We start from the raw sequence: 15,862 nt of genomic DNA, 5'->3' as shown, positions 1-15,862 counted from the left end.
CCGGCGACCGCGGTGACACCCTTGTCCGTGATCAGTACCTGACACGGGGAGAGCGGGAGCATGACGCAGGGGCGTGTGACCTACGGGCTGGACTACAGGGTGCACCCACCGGCCGTCGTCGGCGACGGGCCGGGGCAGGGCACCTCCGTCCGGCTGTGCCGTGACCCCGACAGTCCCGCTCCTGACCGGCTCCGCTCGCTGCGGGCCTTCCATCTGCGCGCCGAGGACGGGACGCCGGTCGCCCGCGTGGTCACGGAGCAGGCCCTGGGGTCCCGGCTGAGCGGGCGCCCGGCGGTGTACCAGGTGCTGGATCCCCACGGCGCGCCGCTCGGGCGGGTCACGCTGCGGCGCCGCCGCGCCTTCCGCTGGGGCCGCAGCCGCTGGACCGTGGAGCCGGTGGCCGGCCCCGTCCTCCAGGGGTACCAGGGCCGGCTGGTGTGGTGGGCGCTGTGGTGGCCCGTTGGTTTTCCGGTGTACCTGCTGTTGTTGATCTGGGCTCTTCTGGCGGGAGACGGCGACGGCTTCGGACCGCCGCGCCGCGTCATCTGGCGCGACACCTCACGCCGCGCCCATCTCGTCTTCCGCGCGGTGGCCGAGGACTACCGGCTGCTGAGCCACGAGGTGGACCCGCGTCTGATCAACGCCCTGATCGCACTGCACCAGTCCTACGACTGCCCGGAACGGGCGGGAACCTGGGGCTGGTACGGCAGTTGAGCGGGTGATCAGTCCTCCACCCTGATCCCCCACTGCATCGCCAGCGCCGGTGCCAGGTCCAGCAGTTGGCCCGTGCTGATCACCGCCCCGGCCAGCCGGTCCAGGCCGCGGCTGATCTCCAGTGTCACGGCACCGCGCAGGTCGACGTCCTTGAGGGTCGCCGCGTGGAGGTCCGCGCCCTTCAGCGCGCAGTCCACGAACTCCACGCGCTCCAGGCGGGCACCGCCGAAGTCCGGCTCGACCAGGACGCAGCCCTCGAAGACGACGTCTCTGAGCCGGGCCATGCGCAGGTTCAGATAGTCGATCTTGCCGCCGCGGATCAGCACCCTCTCCAGCACCGCCGCGTGCATCTGCGTGCCCCCGAGTCGGGCGTCGATCAGCTCGACGTCGCGCAGGGTCGCCTCGGCGAGATGCGTACCGACGCCCCGGACGCCCGTGAGCACCGAGTCCAGGACGGAGGCGTGCGGCAGCCGGACCTCGTCCAGCGCGCACTCCGTCAGGGCGCAGTCCAGGAAGCGGGCCCCCGACCCGTCCTGCCCCGCGAAGTCCGCTTCCCGGAACTCCAGCCCGTCGTAGTCCCCGTCCGGCTCCAGCCCGCCGCCCGTGAACGGCTCCAGCGCGGGCAGCCGGATCTCCGGTCGCCGCGCGCCCTTCACACCCGTACCGCCAGCTGCTCTCCTCGCCATGCCCCCATGGTTCACCCCACCACTGACAACCGGACCTGACCTGCGAGAACACCGGCCATGTCACATTCCGGTGCCCTCGGTCGGTCGTACTCGCAGCAGGCGACCACGACCCGAGGGAGACCACCAGCCATGCACCGCATCACCGTCATCGGCGGCGGCTTCGCCGGACTGACCGCCGCCATCACCGCCGCCGAGGCGGGTGCCAAGGTCACGATCCACGAAGCCCACCACACCCTCGGCGGCCGGGCCCGCACCACCGAGGGCCCCTACCGCACGAACGAGGGCCCGCACGCCCTCTACAACGGCGGCCCGCACTGGGCCTGGCTCAAGCAGCGCGACCTGATCGGGCCGCTCGCCCCGATTCCACCCCTGGAGGCCGCCCGGCTGCGGCTGCGGCACCAGGGCGTGCTGCGCCGCACCCCGCCCTTCCCGATGCTGAAGCTGCTGCGCCGGACCGCCGAACAGGCGCCCGTGGACGTCGACTTCCTGACCTGGGCGACCGGCATCGCGGGCGAGGAGGGGGCCCGGCCCGCCGCCCACTACTCGGCCGTCGCCCTCTTCCACCACGACCCCGGTTCCCTGTCGGCCGCGTTCGTGCAGGAGCGGCTGCGCCGCGCCACCAAGCTGCCGCCCGAGGCGCACTACCCGCGCGGCGGCTGGGCCGGCCTCATCGACCGGATGGCCGCCCGCGCCTGGAACCTGGGCGTCCGGATGGAGACCCTGTCCCGCGTCGACACGCTCCCCACCGACACGCCGGTCGTCGTCGCCACCTCCCTCGACGCCGCCCGGCGGCTGCTCGGCGACGACTCCCTGACCTGGCCGAGCGGCCGTACCGTCCTCGTCGACCTCGCCGTACGCACGCGGCGCGGGGACGCGTTCGCGGTGTCCGACCTCGACGCGCCGGGCTGGCTCGAACGGTTCACCGCCCAGGACCGCAGCCTCGCCCCGGCCGGTGAGCAGCTCATCCAGGGTCAGATCCCCATCGTCCCGCACGAGTCCAAGGCCGACGGCACCGCCCGCGCCGAGCAGCTGCTCGACCTGGGCTTCCCGGGCTGGCGCGAGCGCGTCACCTGGCGGCGCGAGGCCGTCGCGAACGGCCGTACGGGCGCGGTCGACCTGCCCGGCACCAGCTGGCGCGACCGGCCCTCCGTGGACCGGGGCGACGGTGTCTACCTCGCCGGCGACCAGGTCGCGGCCCCGGGCGTGCTGTCGGAGGTCTCCTTCAACAGCGCCCTGACGGCGGTGTCGTTGGCGCTCGGCCGGCGGGAGCTTGACCTCAAGCAAGCTTGAGGTTGAAGGCTGGGCTCAGACCACCACGACACGAGGAGCCCCGATGCACGCCATCCGCCTGCACGCCTTCGGCCCGGCCGAGAACCTCACCTACGAGCTGGTCGAGGACCCGCGGCCGGGCCCCGGTCAGGTCCGTGTCGCCGTACGGGCGGCGGGCGTCCACCTCCTGGACACCGCCCTGCGCGAGGGCGCACAGGGTCCGGCGCCCGAGCCGACTCCCCTGCCCACCATCCCCGGCCGCGAGGTCGCCGGCGTCGTCGAGTCCCTGGGCGAGGGCGTCGCGGACCTGTGGCTCGGCAAGCGGGTCGTCGCCCACCTCGGATTCGCCCCGGGCGGTTACGCCGAACTGGCCGTCACCGAGGTCGAACGCCTGCACGAGATCCCACGGAACCTGGACTTCGCCGAGGCCGTCGCCATGATCGGCACGGGCCGTACGGCGATGGGGATCCTCCAGTTCGCCGAGCTGGGCCCCGACTCGGTGGCCGTCGTCCCGGCCGCGGCCGGAGGCATCGGCACGCTCCTCGTGCAGTACGCCAAGAACGCCGGCGCGACCGTCGTCGGCCTCGCGGGCGGGCCGGAGAAGGTCGCCCGGGTGCAGGCGGGCGGCGCCGATCTCGCGGTCGACTACAAGGACCCGTCCTGGCCCGCGAAGGTCCGGGCCCACCTCGGCGGCCGGGCCGCGACCGTGGTCTTCGACGGTGTCGGCGGCGATGTGGCCCGCGAGGCCGTAGCCCTGCTCGGCCCCGGCGGCAAGCACGTCGTCTTCGGCTGGTCCGCGGAAGGCATCCACGAGGGCGGTCCCTACCTCGTCGAGGGCGTCTCCGAGCAGGTCCTCGGCCCCGTGATGCTGCGGAAGGCCGGCGGCCCCGACCCCGTACGCACCCTCGAACTGCGCGCCCTGGCCGAGGCCGCAGCCGGCCGTCTGACCCCGGCCGTACAGCGCTTCCCGCTCCGCGAGGCCGCGGCCGCGCACCGCGCGCTGGAGAGCCGGGGGACGATCGGAAAGGTGGTCCTGGAGCCCTGAGGCGAGGCCCCGCCTGCCAATTCGCATGACGGACCCGCCTGTTACTCACACGGCGGCCTCGCCTGTTAATTCACCTGACGGTCCCGCCTGGTAATTCACATGACCCGCCCGGCCCAGCCCACTACCGTGCCGAAAGTGATCGACATCCCCCGGGAACTGGCAGCGTCACAGGAGAAGTACAACGGCGAGGCGGGCCGCGCCTTCATCGAGGAACTGCCGGATCTGACGGCCGGCTTCCTCGACCGCTGGGGACTGGAGCCCGACGGGCCGCCCATGCACGGCGTGTCCGCCCTGGTCCTCCCGGTCCGCCGCGCCGACGGCGGCCCCGCGGTCCTCAAGCTCCAGATCGTCGACGAGGAGAGTGAGGGCGAACCGGTCGCGCTGCGCGCCTGGGACGGCGACGGAGCGGTCCGTCTCCTCGACCACGACGAGCCCACCGGCACGATGCTGCTGGAGCGTCTCGACGAGACCCGGATGCTGTCCCGCGTCCCGGACCCCCACCAGGCCGTCGTCACCATCGCCGAACTCCTCGCCCACCTCACCTCCTTCCCCGCCCCGCCCGGCCTGCGCCGCCTCGGCGACATCGCCCGGGCCATGCTGGACCGGACCCCGTGGGCACTCGACCGCATCCCCGACCCCGAGGCCCGCCGCCTCGTCGCCGACTGCGCCGCCGCCGTACGCGAGGTCGTCGACGAACCGGGCGACCGGCTCCTGCACTGGGACCTCCACGACGAGAACGTCCTCGCCTCCGGCCGCGCCCCCTGGCTCGCCATCGACCCCAAGCCCCTCGCGGGCGACCCGGGCTTCGAACTGTGGCCGGCCGTCGCCAACCGCTACGACCCCGACGACATCCTCTGGCGCTTCGACGCCATGACCGACGTCCTCGCCCTGGACCGCCCCCGCGCCCGCGCCTGGACCCTCGGCCGCCTCCTCCAGAACGCCCTGTGGGACATCGAGGACGGCCGCCCCCTGGACGACGACCAACTCGAGATCGCCCGCCGCCTGCGCGCCTGCACCGGCTGACCCATGCCCTCCTTCCTCAAGGGCCTGGAGCTCTCCCGCCGCTTCTACACCGAGGCCGTACGCCCTCTCCTGGACGAGGCCGTCCCCGGCCTCCCCCACTCCGCCGCCCGCCTCGGCAGCGGATCCGAGGTCCTCGGCTACGACACCCCGCGCTCGGCCGACCACGAGTGGGGCCCGCGCCTCCAGCTCTTCCTGCGCCCGGAGGACACCGAGACCCACGGCCCCCGCCTCACCGCCCTCCTCTCCGACCGCCTCCCGAAGACCTTCCTCGGCCACCCCACCCACTTCGCCCGCACCGGCGACGATCCGGGCACCGACATCCGCGTCATGACCGGCACCGACGGCCCGGTCCACCACCGCGTCGACATCGCGGACCCCGCCACCTGGTTCTCGGACCAGCTCGGCTTCGACCCGGACCAGGGCGTCACCACGGCGGACTGGCTGGCCACGCCCACCCAGCGCCTGGCCGAGGTCACCGCGGGCGCCGTCTTCCACGACGGCCTCGACCGGCTCACCACGGCCCGCACCACCCTCCGGTGGTACCCGCACAACATCTGGCTGTACGTCCTGGCCTGCCAGTGGAAACGCATCTCGCAGGAGGAGGCCTTCGTAGGCCGCTGCGGCGAGGTGGGCGACGAACTCGGCTCGGCGATCGTGGCCGCCCGTCTGATCCGCGACCTGATGCGCCTGAGCCTCCTCATGCACCGCCGCTACCCGCCGTACGGCAAGTGGCTCGGCACCGCCTTCACCGCGACTCCCCGGGGCGCGGCCCTCACCCCCACCCTCACGGCGGCGCTGGCGGCCCCCGACTGGCACACCCGCGAGCACCACCTCCAGCACGCTTACGAGGCCATCGCGACCCACCACAACGACCTCGCGCTCACGGCCTCCGTCGACCCCACCACCCGCCCGTACCACAGCCGCCCGTTCCAGGTCCTCCGCGCGGAACGTTTCACGGCGGCACTGCGTGCCCGCATCACGGACCCGGCCCTCCGCTCCCTGCCCGACACCGGCGCGATCGACCAGTGGGTGGACAGCACCGATGTCCTGAGCGACGTCCGGAACAGAAGACGACCCGGGCCCGGAGACGCCCTGACCCGGCCGGAACGCGACGTCACCCATAACGATGCAGAACGGGCCATCGGAGGCAGCGGATTGTGCCTCCGATGGCCCGCGCTTCACTGCGCAGCCGCAGCGATCGCCCGAGTCCTCAGCAGCCTGCCGGCCTCTGGATGATGTCGACACATCGTCCCCCGGCACGGTCCGTTGCTTGTCCGCACGTTGGTCAGACGTGCGGACCGCGTCCGGGCCGCTGCGTTGCCGTCCGGCAGCCGTGCGAGATCGGCGCGGCGTGACGATCTTGTGGTGAACACGGCCACTGGGCAACAATTTGAGCTGCTCACCCCCAAGCTCTCCGAGCGGTCGTGATCAGCGCCACCGTGCGCATCGCTCACGCAAGCCGTCCCACGGCAGCCCGGGCCCGGCCTCGCCGCAGGATCTCCTGAACGACGAAACCCCAGGCCAGAGCGATCTGACCTGGGGTTCAGCAGAGCCCCCTGTCGGATTCGAACCGACGACCTACGCATTACAAGTGCGTTGCTCTGGCCATCTGAGCTAAGGAGGCACCGCGTACTACAACGCCGTACGCGAGGGCGGCACCACTGTACACAGAGCCCGTTACCCCGAGCCACGAAGTTCCCCGTCGGCCGGTCTCACTCCAGCTCGTACTCGAAGCGGTACGCCACCGTCGTCTCTCCATGGTGCGCGGTGAACCCGCCCTTCCCCCGCAGCCCGGCCAGCTCCCCGCTCCCGGAGTCCCGCACCACCTCGAACGTGCAGTGCACCGTCCCGTCCTCGCCGAACCACCCCCGCTCCTCCACCGCGAAGCTCCCCTCCCGCCCGTCGAGCCGGCCGGTGATCAGTTCCATGCCGGTGTAGGAGCCGGTCTTCTCGGTGACGTAGACGATGGAGTACTCGCAGAGCGTCCCGGCCGCCTCGATGCCGCCGCTGAAGGTGTTCCGGACGGAGGCGTGGGCGAGCCGGGGGTTCGCGTCCTCCCCCGGGCCGATCACGCGCTCCTGCCAGTCGGCGAAGGTGAAGTGTCCGGTGGTGGTGCGTGTGCTGCCGGGCATGGGTGGTCCTTTCGAAGATCAGACGATGGCCCGTGCGGGCCGTTCCAGGACCACCACTCTTTTCCCTGTACCTGACATCTCCTGTCAGGTACAGGGAACGCACCCCGGACAATGACCCCCATGCGTGCCGACCGGCTCCTCTCCCTGCTCCTGCTGCTCCAGAACCGCGGGCGGATGACCGCGCCCGAGCTCGCCGCCGAGCTGGAGGTGTCCGTGCGCACGGTCTACCGGGACGTCGAGGCGCTGGGCGCGGCGGGTGTGCCGGTGTGCGCCGATCGCGGGCCGGAGGGCGGCTACCGGCTGATGGACGGCTACCGGACCCGGCTGACCGGTCTGACCGACGCCGAGGCCGGGTCGTTGTTCCTCGCCGGGATGCCCGGTCCGGCGCGGGACCTGGGGCTGGGGGCGGTGCTGGCCAGTGCCCAGCTGAAGGTGCAGGCCGCGCTGCCGGCGGAGTTGGCCGGGCAGGCGCGGCGGGTGCAGGAGCGGTTCCATCTGGACGCGCCGGCGTGGTTCCGGGAGGCCGATCCGGTGCCGTGCCTGGAGCCGGTTGCGGCAGCCGTGTGGGAGCAGCGGGTGCTGCGCGTGCACTACCGGCGGTGGCGGGGCGAGGTGCACCGGGAGGTGCGGCCGCTGGGGCTCGTCCTGAAGGGCGGCATCTGGTACCTGGTCGCCCTGGCGGAGGAGTCCGTGCGGACGTACCGGGTGTCCCGCCTGCTGGCCGTGGAGGAGACCGGGGAGCTCTTCGACCGTCCGGCCGGCTTCGACCTGGCCGCCTACTGGGAGGAGTCGTCCCGGCGGCTGGAGGCCGCCCTGCAGCAGGGTGTCGCCCGGCTGCGTCTCTCACCGCGGGGACAGCGGCTGCTGCCGATGCAGTTCGGGGCGGCGGGTGCGCGGGCCCTGCGGAGCGCGGGTGCGCCGGACGCGGACGGCTGGGTGGAGGTGGAACTGCCCGTGGAGGCGGAGGCCGTGGCGGTCGGGGACCTGCTCCGGCTGGGTCCGGAGGCGGAGGTCCTCGGGCCGCCGGAGCTGCGGCAGGCCGTGGCGCGGGCGGTGGCGGCGCTGGCGGACCGGTACGGGCAGCCGTGAGGCGTCTTCGAAAATTTCCGCGAAGTTCACAGGCCCGGAGGTACTGACAGACCACGTGAACGCCAGGTACCGTCCTGAGCCAGTTCACACGCGTGGACTACACCACAACGGAACACACCACAACGGAACACCGTCGTGGCACCACCTTCCTACTCGGATCGTCCGGCACGTTCCTGCCGGTAGAAGGGGTTCACTCATCATGGCCACTGTCTCGTTCGACAAGGCGACCCGGATCTACCCGGGTTCCACCAAGCCCGCTGTTGACGCGCTGGAGATCGACATCGAGGACGGCGAGTTCCTCGTCCTCGTCGGCCCGTCCGGCTGCGGCAAGTCCACCTCGCTCCGCATGCTCGCGGGGCTCGAGGACGTCAACGCCGGCGCCATCCGCATCGGCGACCGCGACGTCACCCACCTGCCGCCGAAGGACCGGGACATCGCCATGGTGTTCCAGAACTACGCGCTCTACCCGCACATGACCGTCGCCGACAACATGGGCTTCGCGCTCAAGATCGCCGGCGTCAACAAGGCGGAGATCCGGCAGAAGGTCGAAGAGGCCGCGAAGATCCTCGACCTCACCGAGTACCTGGACCGCAAGCCGAAGGCCCTCTCCGGTGGTCAGCGCCAGCGTGTCGCCATGGGCCGCGCCATCGTGCGTGAGCCGCAGGTGTTCCTCATGGACGAGCCGCTGTCCAACCTGGACGCCAAGCTCCGTGTGTCCACGCGTACGCAGATCGCCTCGCTCCAGCGCCGCCTGGGCATCACCACCGTCTACGTCACCCACGACCAGGTCGAGGCCATGACGATGGGCGACCGCGTGGCGGTCCTCAAGGACGGTCTGCTCCAGCAGATCGACACCCCGCGCAACATGTACGACAAGCCCGCCAACCTCTTCGTGGCCGGCTTCATCGGCTCCCCGGCGATGAACCTCGTCGAGGTCCCGGTGACCGACGGCGGCGTGAAGTTCGGCAAGTCGGTCGTGCCGGTGCAGCGCGACGCGCTCGCCGCCACCACCGACAAGACCGTCACCGTCGGTGTCCGCCCCGAGCACTTCGACGTGGCCGGCCCGGACGCCGAGCTGGGCCTCGCGGTCACCGTCAACGTCGTCGAGGAGCTCGGCGCCGACGCCTACGTCTACGGGACCGCGAAGGTCGGCGACGACTCCAAGGACCTCGTCGTCCGCGTCAGCGGCCGTGACGTCCCGGAGAAGGGCAGCACGCTGCACATCGTCCCGCGCTCCGGCGAGACGCACGTGTTCTCGACCTCCACGGGCGAGCGCCTGTCCGACTGACCCACCGGCAAACGCACAACCCCGGGTGAATCACCCAGGTTGACGAAGAGGGCCCCGCAGCGTGCTGCGGGGCCCTTCTCGTTGCCGCTCGTTGTCGACAAATACCCTGGCAGAACGGACGTTTCGAGCAGTGTGCGTCAACGCCTTACCCAAAAATGGGCACTCTCTCATCCCCCGAACCGGTGACTAAATGTCTACAAACCATTACCCCGCGCTACCCTCACACGCGTGAAGCACTCCACTAACCAACAGACGCGACGCGGCCGGGGCCCCGCCCGCCGGATCGGCCGCTCCCTCGCTTTCGTCCTGCCCGTCGTCCTGGTGCTCTCCGGGACCCTCGCGGTCACCCGAGTCAACTGGTCGGGGAGCACCTCCGACCCGGTGCTCACCGCCGCGGACACCAGCACGTCCGCCGGCACCTCGCGGGCCGCCAAGCACGCCCCGCAGGACGTCCTGCGCGACAAGCTGCTCACCGAGCTCCAGGAGGAGAACCCGGGCGTCGCCCTCACCCATCTCCAGCAGGCCGTCAACGGCCGCCCGTCGCTGGCGAAGCACTGCGCGTCCATCGCCCGCACCCTCGGCCAGGCCGCCGTCCGGGTCTACGGCCCGACACGCGCCCAGTCCTACGCCCGCCCGGTCTGCGACACCGCCTTCGCCACGGGCGTCGCGGCCGCGCACAGCTGAGCACCCCGCCCTGCCGCCGGACGAGAGAGGTGAGAAGCCGGCAGCGGCTGGCGCGAGAAACCTCGTCCGCCGCGGCCCCGGGCGGGACGCCACGTACAGTTCGGTCTCATGAGCGATCCGAGCGCCGCGTCCCGCCCCGTTCAAGCCGTCGTTCTGGCCGGTGGCCAGGGCTCCCGGCTACGCCCGTACACCGACGACCGGCCCAAGCCGATGGTCGAGATCCCCGGGACGGGGACACCGATCATCGGCCATCAGCTGTCCTGGCTCGCCGAGGAGGGCGTGACGGACGTGGTGGTCTCCTGCGGCCACCTCGCCGAGGTGCTCCAGAAGTGGCTGGAGACGGCCGATCTGCCGGTCTCCGTCACCACGGTCGTGGAGTCGGAGCCCCTCGGCCGCGGTGGCGGCCTCAAGTACGCCGCCGCGCACCTTCCCCACCCGGACCAGCCCTGGTACGCCACCAACGGCGACATCTGGACCCGGTTCTCCCTGCGTGACATGGCGGACTTCCACACCGAGCGGGACGCCGTCGCGACGCTGGCCCTGGCCCGGCCGCGGCTGCCGTGGGGCGCCGTGAAGACGGACGGCTTCGGCCGCATCACGGACTTCATCGAGGCCCCGCCGTCGACCTTCGAGATCAACGCGGGCGTGTACGTCTTCTCCCCCGGGTTCGCCGGGCTGCTGCCCGAACGCGGGGACCACGAGCGCACGACGTTTCCCCGGCTGGCCCGCGAGCGGAAGCTGGCCGGGTTCACGATCCCTCAGGGGTCGTATTGGCGTGCGATCGACACGGCGAAGGATCTGACGGAGGCCGCGAAGGAGCTGGCGGGGTCGGGGCGCTGAGAGCTCGCCTCCCCTCGCCTCCCACCAGAAGGGGGGCCCCCCCCCCCCGGGGGGGGGCCCCCCCCCGGGGGGCCCCCCCCCCCCCCCCCCCCCCCCCCCCCCCCCCCCCCCCCCCCCCCCCCCCGGGGCCCCCCCCCCGGGGGGGGGGGCCCCCCCTTCTCGCTCGTGCCTGCCGGCTAACCCAGCAAGCCGCCCACCAGGCCCCGGCGGCCCGTGGACGAGGAGCCGCCGTCGCCCGAGCCGCCGGTCGAGCCCGTGCCGCCGGACGCCGTACCGCCAGTCGCCGTGCCGCCGGTCGCCGTACCGCCGGAGGTGGGGCCCGAGGTGGTGCTCGGGGCCTGGCCGGCCGGGGAGGACTGCTGGGGCGGGGCCTGGCCCGCGCTGCCCTGGGTCTGGCTGGGCGAGCCGCCGGTGACCGTGCCGGCGTCCCGGGTGGCGCCGGGCGTGGTCGTGGTGCCCGCGCTGGGGCTGGCCGAGCCGGCCGTGGCGCCCTGGGTGGGCGAGGTGGAGGCCGACGGGGTCCGCTTGTCCTGCCGCTTGCCGGGGGCGTCCGGGAGCGGGGAGCCGGGCAGTTCGTTGCGCGGGGCCTCGCCGGGTCCGGGGACGACGACCCGGTCGGCGTCGCGGACGGCGCCGCCGAGGAGCGAGCCGACGAGCAGCGTGAGACCGGTCGCGACGGCGGTGACGAGGGCGCCGCGGCGCAGCACGTAGCGGCGCAGGTCCCAGATGTCGGCGCGGGGTCCGAGGCGGCGCCAGGCGCTGCCGGCCAGGCGGCCGTCGACGGAGTAGACGGGGGCGCCGGCGATGATCAGCGGGGACCAGGCGGCGAGGTAGATGATGTCGGGGGTCTCGTAGACGGGGACGCTCTTCCAGCTGACGGTGACCAGCAGCGCGGCCGACAGCAGGGCGCCGAAGCAGGCGGCGACGCGCTGCCAGCAGCCGAGGAGCGTCAGGACGCCGACGATGACCTGGGCGAAGGCGATGGCCAGTCCCGAGCCGACCGGGTGCTCGAAGGCGAACTGGCGCAGCGGCTCGGCGACTTCCCAGGGGTGCAGCGTGTTCAGCCACTTCACCATGGTGCCGCGCTTGCCGCCGTCGAAGTAGACGGGATCGCACAGCTTGCCCATGCCGGCGTAGATGGAGATGAAGCCGAGGAAGACGCGCAGCGGGAGCATGACGACGCCGAGGTTCAGCCGGCGGCCCGGGTAGTAGGCGTGCCGTGCCGGGTCGTCGCCGTGGCGTCTGACGGGCCACCCGGTGTCGTCCGCCTCGCCGGCGGCGTCCTCGAAGTCCTCCTCGGTGTAGGCGGGTTCGTCGTAGGCCGGTTCGTCGTAGGCGCTGCCCACCGTGCGCATGGGCGGCAGCAGCCGCGTGCCGTCGGCGGGCTCGTGGGTGCGCTGCGGGCCGACGACGGGGGTCTCGACGGTCTGGGTGAGGTCGTCCTGGTAGCCGTCACCCTCGTAGCCGGTGCCGCCGTAATCGCCGTCCTGGTACCCGGCGCCGTACCCCGGGCCCTGCGGGGCGGTGCCCACGCGGGAGATGACCTGGGTGGCCCCGGTGTCCGTGGCGGACTCGTCGGGGTGGCGGACGCTCTCGTGCCGGACGGCCTGGAGGAGGCGGTGGGCGCCGGTGTCGTCGGGCGCGGACTTGCCGCTCCAGACGACGGGCCGGCGGCGCGTGGCGGCTCCGTCCGCCGCGCTCCCGGCGGTGACGACGGGGATGCGGGCGGTGTCCTGGCTGGTGGTCAGGTGCCGTGCGACCCGGGGGGACTGGACGCGACGCGTCGAGACGCCCAACTGCACGCGGAAACTCGCGTGATTGACGATGACCTGCGCCGGGTCGCTCGGCACCTTCACCATGCTCAGCGCGGGAGCGTCGTCGAGTCCCGACGAGCGGTCCCCCGTGGGTGTGCGGGGTGTTCTGGTGTCCACACTCATCTAACCGAGTGACATCGGGATAGGACACTGCTTTGACTCGCCGGATCTGTCCGGACCCCGTCAAGCTTGTCCTCATCGGCCCGACGTTCCCGGAATTAACCCGTACGGGTGAGATGCCGGACGCCCGTTCAGCTGCGTCGGCGGGCCGCCTCGTACAGCACGATCCCCGCCGCGACACCGGCGTTGAGCGACTCGGCGCCGCCCGGCATCGGGATCCGCACGCGGTAGTCGCAGGTCTCCCCGACCAGCCGGGACAGCCCCTTGCCCTCGCTGCCGACGACGATGACGACGGGCCCGCCCAGGGCCTCCAGGTCACCGAGTTCGACCTCGCCGTCGGCGGCCAGGCCGACGACCACGATGCCGGCCTTCTTGTACGCCTCCAGCGCGCGCGTCAGGTTGGTGGCGCGGGCGACGGGCGTACGGGCGGCCGCACCGGCGGACGTCTTCCAGGCACCGGCCGTCATCCCGGCGGCCCGGCGCTCGGGTACGACGACACCGTGCCCGCGGAAGGCGGAGACGGAGCGGACGACCGCACCCAGGTTGCGCGGGTCGGTGACACCGTCGAGCGCGACGATCAGCGGGTCCTCGCCGTCGTCGAGGGCGGCGTCGGCGAGGTCCTGCGGGTGGGCGTACTCGTACGGCGGGACCTGGAGCACGAGCCCCTGGTGGTTCAGCCCGTTCGTCATCCGGTCGAGCTCGGGGCGGGGGGCCTCCATGAGGTTGATGCCGCCGCGCTCGGCGGCGAGCTGGAGGGCCTCACGGACGCGCTCGTCGTTGTCGATGAACTGCTGGACGTAGAGCGTGGAGGCGGGCACGCCGTCGCGCAGCGCCTCGAAGACCGGGTTGCGGCCGACGACCAGCTCGGACGTGGACCTGCCGCCGCGGCCCCGGGGCGCGGGACGGCGCGCGGTCTGCCGCGCCTTGGCGCCGGCGACACGGTTCTTCTTGTGTCCCTTGCGCATCTCGGCGGGCGGGGTGGGGCCCTTGCCCTCCAAGCCCTTGCGCCGCTGGCCGCCACTGCCGACCTGCGCGCCCTTCTTGCCGGACATGCGGCGGTTGTTGGCTGCCATGACCTACCTGTCTGTGGGTGCGGTACGTACGTACGTCTATGAAGTGTGCCGCCCGGAGGCCCGGGCGGCACAATCGATCTTCCGGATCGCGGCCGGGTCAGCGCGGTCCTAGGCTCCAGCGCGGCCCCTGCGGGCTGTCCTCGATGACCAGGCCGGACTGGCTCAGCTGGTCGCGGATGGCGTCCGCGGTGGGCCAGTCCTTGCGGGCCCGGGCGGCCTCGCGCTGGTCGAGGACCATGCGGACGAGGGTGTCGACCACGCCGTGCAGGTCGGCCCCGCGGTCGCTCTCCCCGGCCCAGTGCGGGTCGAGCGGGTCGAGCCCGAGGACGCCGAGCATGGCGCGGACCTCGGCGAGCCGGGCCACGGCGGCTTCCTTGTCGTCGGCGGACAGCGCGCTGTTGCCCTGCCGGACGGTGGTGTGGATGACGGCGAGTGCCTGCGGCACGCCCAGGTCGTCGTCCATCGCCTCGGCGAAGGCCGGCGGCACATCGGCGGCCGGCTCGACGGCACCTGCCTTCTCCACCACGCGCTGCACGAAGCCCTCGATCCGCGCGAACGCCGACTCGGCCTCGCGCAGCGCCTCCTCGCTGTACTCGATCATCGAGCGGTAGTGCGGGGTGCCGAGGTAGTAGCGCAGCACGATGGGCCGCCAGCGCTTGACCATCTCGCTGACCAGCACCGAGTTGCCGAGCGACTTGGACATCTTCTCGCCGCTCATGGTGACCCAGGCGTTGTGCACCCAGTACCGGGCGAAGTCGTCACCGTAGGCCTTGGCCTGGGCGATCTCGTTCTCGTGGTGCGGGAAGACCAGGTCGAGGCCGCCGCCGTGGATGTCGAAGGCGGTGCCCAGGTACTTGTGCGCCATCGCCGAGCACTCCAGGTGCCAGCCCGGACGGCCGCGGCCCCACGGCGTCTCCCAGCTGGGCTCCCCCGGCTTCGCCGCCTTCCACATGGCGAAGTCCCGCGGGTCGCGCTTGCCGGTGATGCCCTCTTCGGCCGGCTGGCGCATCTCGTCGAGGTCCTGCCGGGACAGCTCCAGGTAGGAGGGCCAGGAGCGGACGTCGAAGTAGACGCTGCCGTCGGCCTCGTAGGCGTGCCCGCGGTCGATGAGGTCCCGCATCATCTCGACCATCTCGGTGATGTGGCCGGTGGCGCGGGGCTCATAGGTGGGCGGCAGGCAACCCAGCACGTTGTAGCCGTCGTTGAAGGCGCGCTCGTTCTCGTAGCCGATGGCCCACCACGGACGGTTCTGCTCGTCCGCCTTGGAGATGATCTTGTCGTCGATGTCCGTCACGTTCCGCACGAACGTGACGTCCCAGCCGCGGTACTCGAACCAGCGGCGCATGATGTCGAAGTTCAGATACGACCGGACGTGCCCGATGTGGGGTGCGGCCTGCACGGTGGCACCGCACAGGTAGATCGAGACGCAACCCGGCTTGAGCGGGGAGAAGTCACGGATCTGCCGGGCGCTGGTGTCGTACAGGCGAATAGTCACGGGACCAGGGTAGTAGGCCGTGGGGGGTGTGTGCGGCAGAGCCGTTCACCCGACCCGCACGACCAGCGCCGTCGCCACCGCCATCAGGCCCTCGTCGCGTCCGGGGAAGCCCAGTCCGTCCGTCGTCGCGCCCGACACGGAAACCGGTGCTCCGGCCGCCTCCGACAGCAGCTTCTGGGCCTCGTCCCTGCGCTTGCCGATCTTCGGCCTCGGGCCCACGACCTGGACGGCGATGTTGCCGATGCGGAAGCCGGCCGCGCGGACGATCCGGGCCGCCTCCGTCAGCAGCGTGATGCCCGACGCGCCCGACCACTCGGGGCGGCCCGTACCGAAGTGCTGCCCAAGGTCGCCGAGGCCGGCCGCCGAGAACAGCGCGTTGCACGCGGCGTGTGCGACGACGTCCGCGTCGGAGTGGCCGGCCAGGCCCGGGCCCTCGCCCTCCCACTTCAGGCCGGCGCACCACAGCTCGCGGCCCTCCTCGAAGGCGTGGATGTCGGTGCCGATGCCGACCTGGGGCAGCGGCATCGCGGGCGTCTCGTGTGTCGCGGGGGTCTGGCCCATCGCGGGTGTCTCGCCGGTCGCGGGAGTCT

15 protein-coding genes and 1 tRNA gene are annotated in these 15,862 nt (G+C 72.4%); 9 read left to right on the top strand and 7 right to left on the bottom strand.

Annotated features, from left to right (window positions below; all coding sequences use genetic code 11):
• The first annotated feature begins 60 nt into the window (after positions 1-60).
• On the top strand, positions 61-714 hold the full coding sequence (locus tag ACIBL4_RS32170; RefSeq protein WP_399415292.1) for a hypothetical protein: 654 nt from the start codon (positions 61-63) through the stop codon (positions 712-714).
• 8 nt (positions 715-722) lie between these two features.
• Here the strand turns inward: ACIBL4_RS32170 and ACIBL4_RS32165 are convergent, their stop codons facing one another.
• Positions 723-1,400 carry a pentapeptide repeat-containing protein gene (locus tag ACIBL4_RS32165; protein WP_399415291.1) on the bottom strand — a complete coding sequence of 226 codons (678 nt, stop codon included), beginning with the start codon at positions 1,398-1,400 and terminating at the stop codon, positions 723-725.
• Positions 1,401-1,529: 129 nt separating this feature from the next.
• Here ACIBL4_RS32165 and ACIBL4_RS32160 point away from each other — a divergent pair, with 129 nt between their 5' ends.
• The 4 genes from ACIBL4_RS32160 to ACIBL4_RS32145 all read left to right on the top strand — a co-directional run bounded on the left by ACIBL4_RS32160 (position 1,530) and on the right by ACIBL4_RS32145 (position 5,973).
• Positions 1,530-2,690 (top strand): NAD(P)-binding protein, encoded by a 1,161-nt coding sequence (locus ACIBL4_RS32160; protein ID WP_399415290.1) that lies wholly within the window; start codon positions 1,530-1,532, stop codon positions 2,688-2,690.
• Positions 2,691-2,733: 43 nt separating this feature from the next.
• Positions 2,734-3,714: a zinc-binding dehydrogenase gene (locus ACIBL4_RS32155; RefSeq protein ID WP_399415289.1), complete on the top strand. Its 981-nt coding sequence runs from the start codon at positions 2,734-2,736 to the stop codon at positions 3,712-3,714.
• A 99-nt stretch (positions 3,715-3,813) separates the two neighbouring features.
• Positions 3,814-4,737 carry an aminoglycoside phosphotransferase family protein gene (locus tag ACIBL4_RS32150; protein WP_399415288.1) on the top strand — a complete coding sequence of 308 codons (924 nt, stop codon included), beginning with the start codon at positions 3,814-3,816 and terminating at the stop codon, positions 4,735-4,737.
• A gap of 3 nt (positions 4,738-4,740) precedes the next feature.
• Entirely contained in the window at positions 4,741-5,973 is a 1,233-nt protein-coding gene (locus tag ACIBL4_RS32145; RefSeq protein WP_399415287.1) for a DUF4037 domain-containing protein, read from the top strand.
• Between the two features lie 314 nt (positions 5,974-6,287).
• Here ACIBL4_RS32145 and ACIBL4_RS32140 read toward each other — a convergent pair.
• Together ACIBL4_RS32140 and ACIBL4_RS32135 are read right to left on the bottom strand one after the other, a co-directional pair.
• Positions 6,288-6,361, bottom strand: a tRNA-Thr gene (locus ACIBL4_RS32140).
• A gap of 88 nt (positions 6,362-6,449) precedes the next feature.
• Entirely contained in the window at positions 6,450-6,869 is a 420-nt protein-coding gene (locus tag ACIBL4_RS32135; RefSeq protein WP_399415286.1) for a DUF3224 domain-containing protein, read from the bottom strand.
• 120 nt (positions 6,870-6,989) lie between these two features.
• Here ACIBL4_RS32135 and ACIBL4_RS32130 point away from each other — a divergent pair, with 120 nt between their 5' ends.
• From ACIBL4_RS32130 to ACIBL4_RS32115, 4 genes are all read left to right on the top strand, one after another.
• The gene (locus tag ACIBL4_RS32130; RefSeq protein ID WP_399415285.1) at positions 6,990-7,958 is read left to right on the top strand and encodes a helix-turn-helix transcriptional regulator; all 969 of its coding nucleotides are present in this window, start codon (positions 6,990-6,992) and stop codon (positions 7,956-7,958) included.
• A 199-nt stretch (positions 7,959-8,157) separates the two neighbouring features.
• Complete coding sequence (locus ACIBL4_RS32125) at positions 8,158-9,246, top strand: ABC transporter ATP-binding protein (RefSeq protein ID WP_086845418.1); 1,089 nt, start codon at positions 8,158-8,160, stop codon at positions 9,244-9,246.
• 228 nt (positions 9,247-9,474) lie between these two features.
• Positions 9,475-9,930 carry a hypothetical protein gene (locus tag ACIBL4_RS32120; protein WP_399415284.1) on the top strand — a complete coding sequence of 152 codons (456 nt, stop codon included), beginning with the start codon at positions 9,475-9,477 and terminating at the stop codon, positions 9,928-9,930.
• A gap of 108 nt (positions 9,931-10,038) precedes the next feature.
• A complete protein-coding gene (locus ACIBL4_RS32115) occupies positions 10,039-10,770 on the top strand; it encodes an NDP-sugar synthase (RefSeq protein ID WP_399415283.1) in 732 nt (243 codons plus the stop codon).
• Between the two features lie 176 nt (positions 10,771-10,946).
• Here the strand turns inward: ACIBL4_RS32115 and ACIBL4_RS32110 are convergent, their stop codons facing one another.
• The 4 genes from ACIBL4_RS32110 to ispF form a co-directional block, all read right to left on the bottom strand.
• On the bottom strand, positions 10,947-12,707 hold the full coding sequence (locus tag ACIBL4_RS32110) for a DoxX family protein (protein ID WP_399415282.1): 1,761 nt from the start codon (positions 12,705-12,707) through the stop codon (positions 10,947-10,949).
• Positions 12,708-12,835: 128 nt separating this feature from the next.
• Positions 12,836-13,777: a 23S rRNA (guanosine(2251)-2'-O)-methyltransferase RlmB gene (gene rlmB / locus ACIBL4_RS32105; protein ID WP_399415281.1), complete on the bottom strand. Its 942-nt coding sequence runs from the start codon at positions 13,775-13,777 to the stop codon at positions 12,836-12,838.
• Positions 13,778-13,874: 97 nt separating this feature from the next.
• Complete coding sequence (gene cysS / locus ACIBL4_RS32100) at positions 13,875-15,272, bottom strand: cysteine--tRNA ligase (protein WP_399415280.1); 1,398 nt, start codon at positions 15,270-15,272, stop codon at positions 13,875-13,877.
• A 45-nt stretch (positions 15,273-15,317) separates the two neighbouring features.
• Positions 15,318-15,833, bottom strand: coding sequence for a 2-C-methyl-D-erythritol 2,4-cyclodiphosphate synthase (gene ispF, locus ACIBL4_RS32095; RefSeq protein WP_399415458.1), 516 nt, complete (start codon positions 15,831-15,833; stop codon positions 15,318-15,320).
• Between the last annotated feature and the right edge of the window lie 29 nt (positions 15,834-15,862).

The sequence above is a fragment of the Streptomyces sp. NPDC050416 genome (genome assembly GCF_044458845.1).
GTDB lineage: Bacteria > Actinomycetota > Actinomycetes > Streptomycetales > Streptomycetaceae > Streptomyces.
The sequence above is the reverse complement of the archived record's forward strand: the minus strand, read 5'-3'. Positions and strand labels throughout refer to the sequence as shown.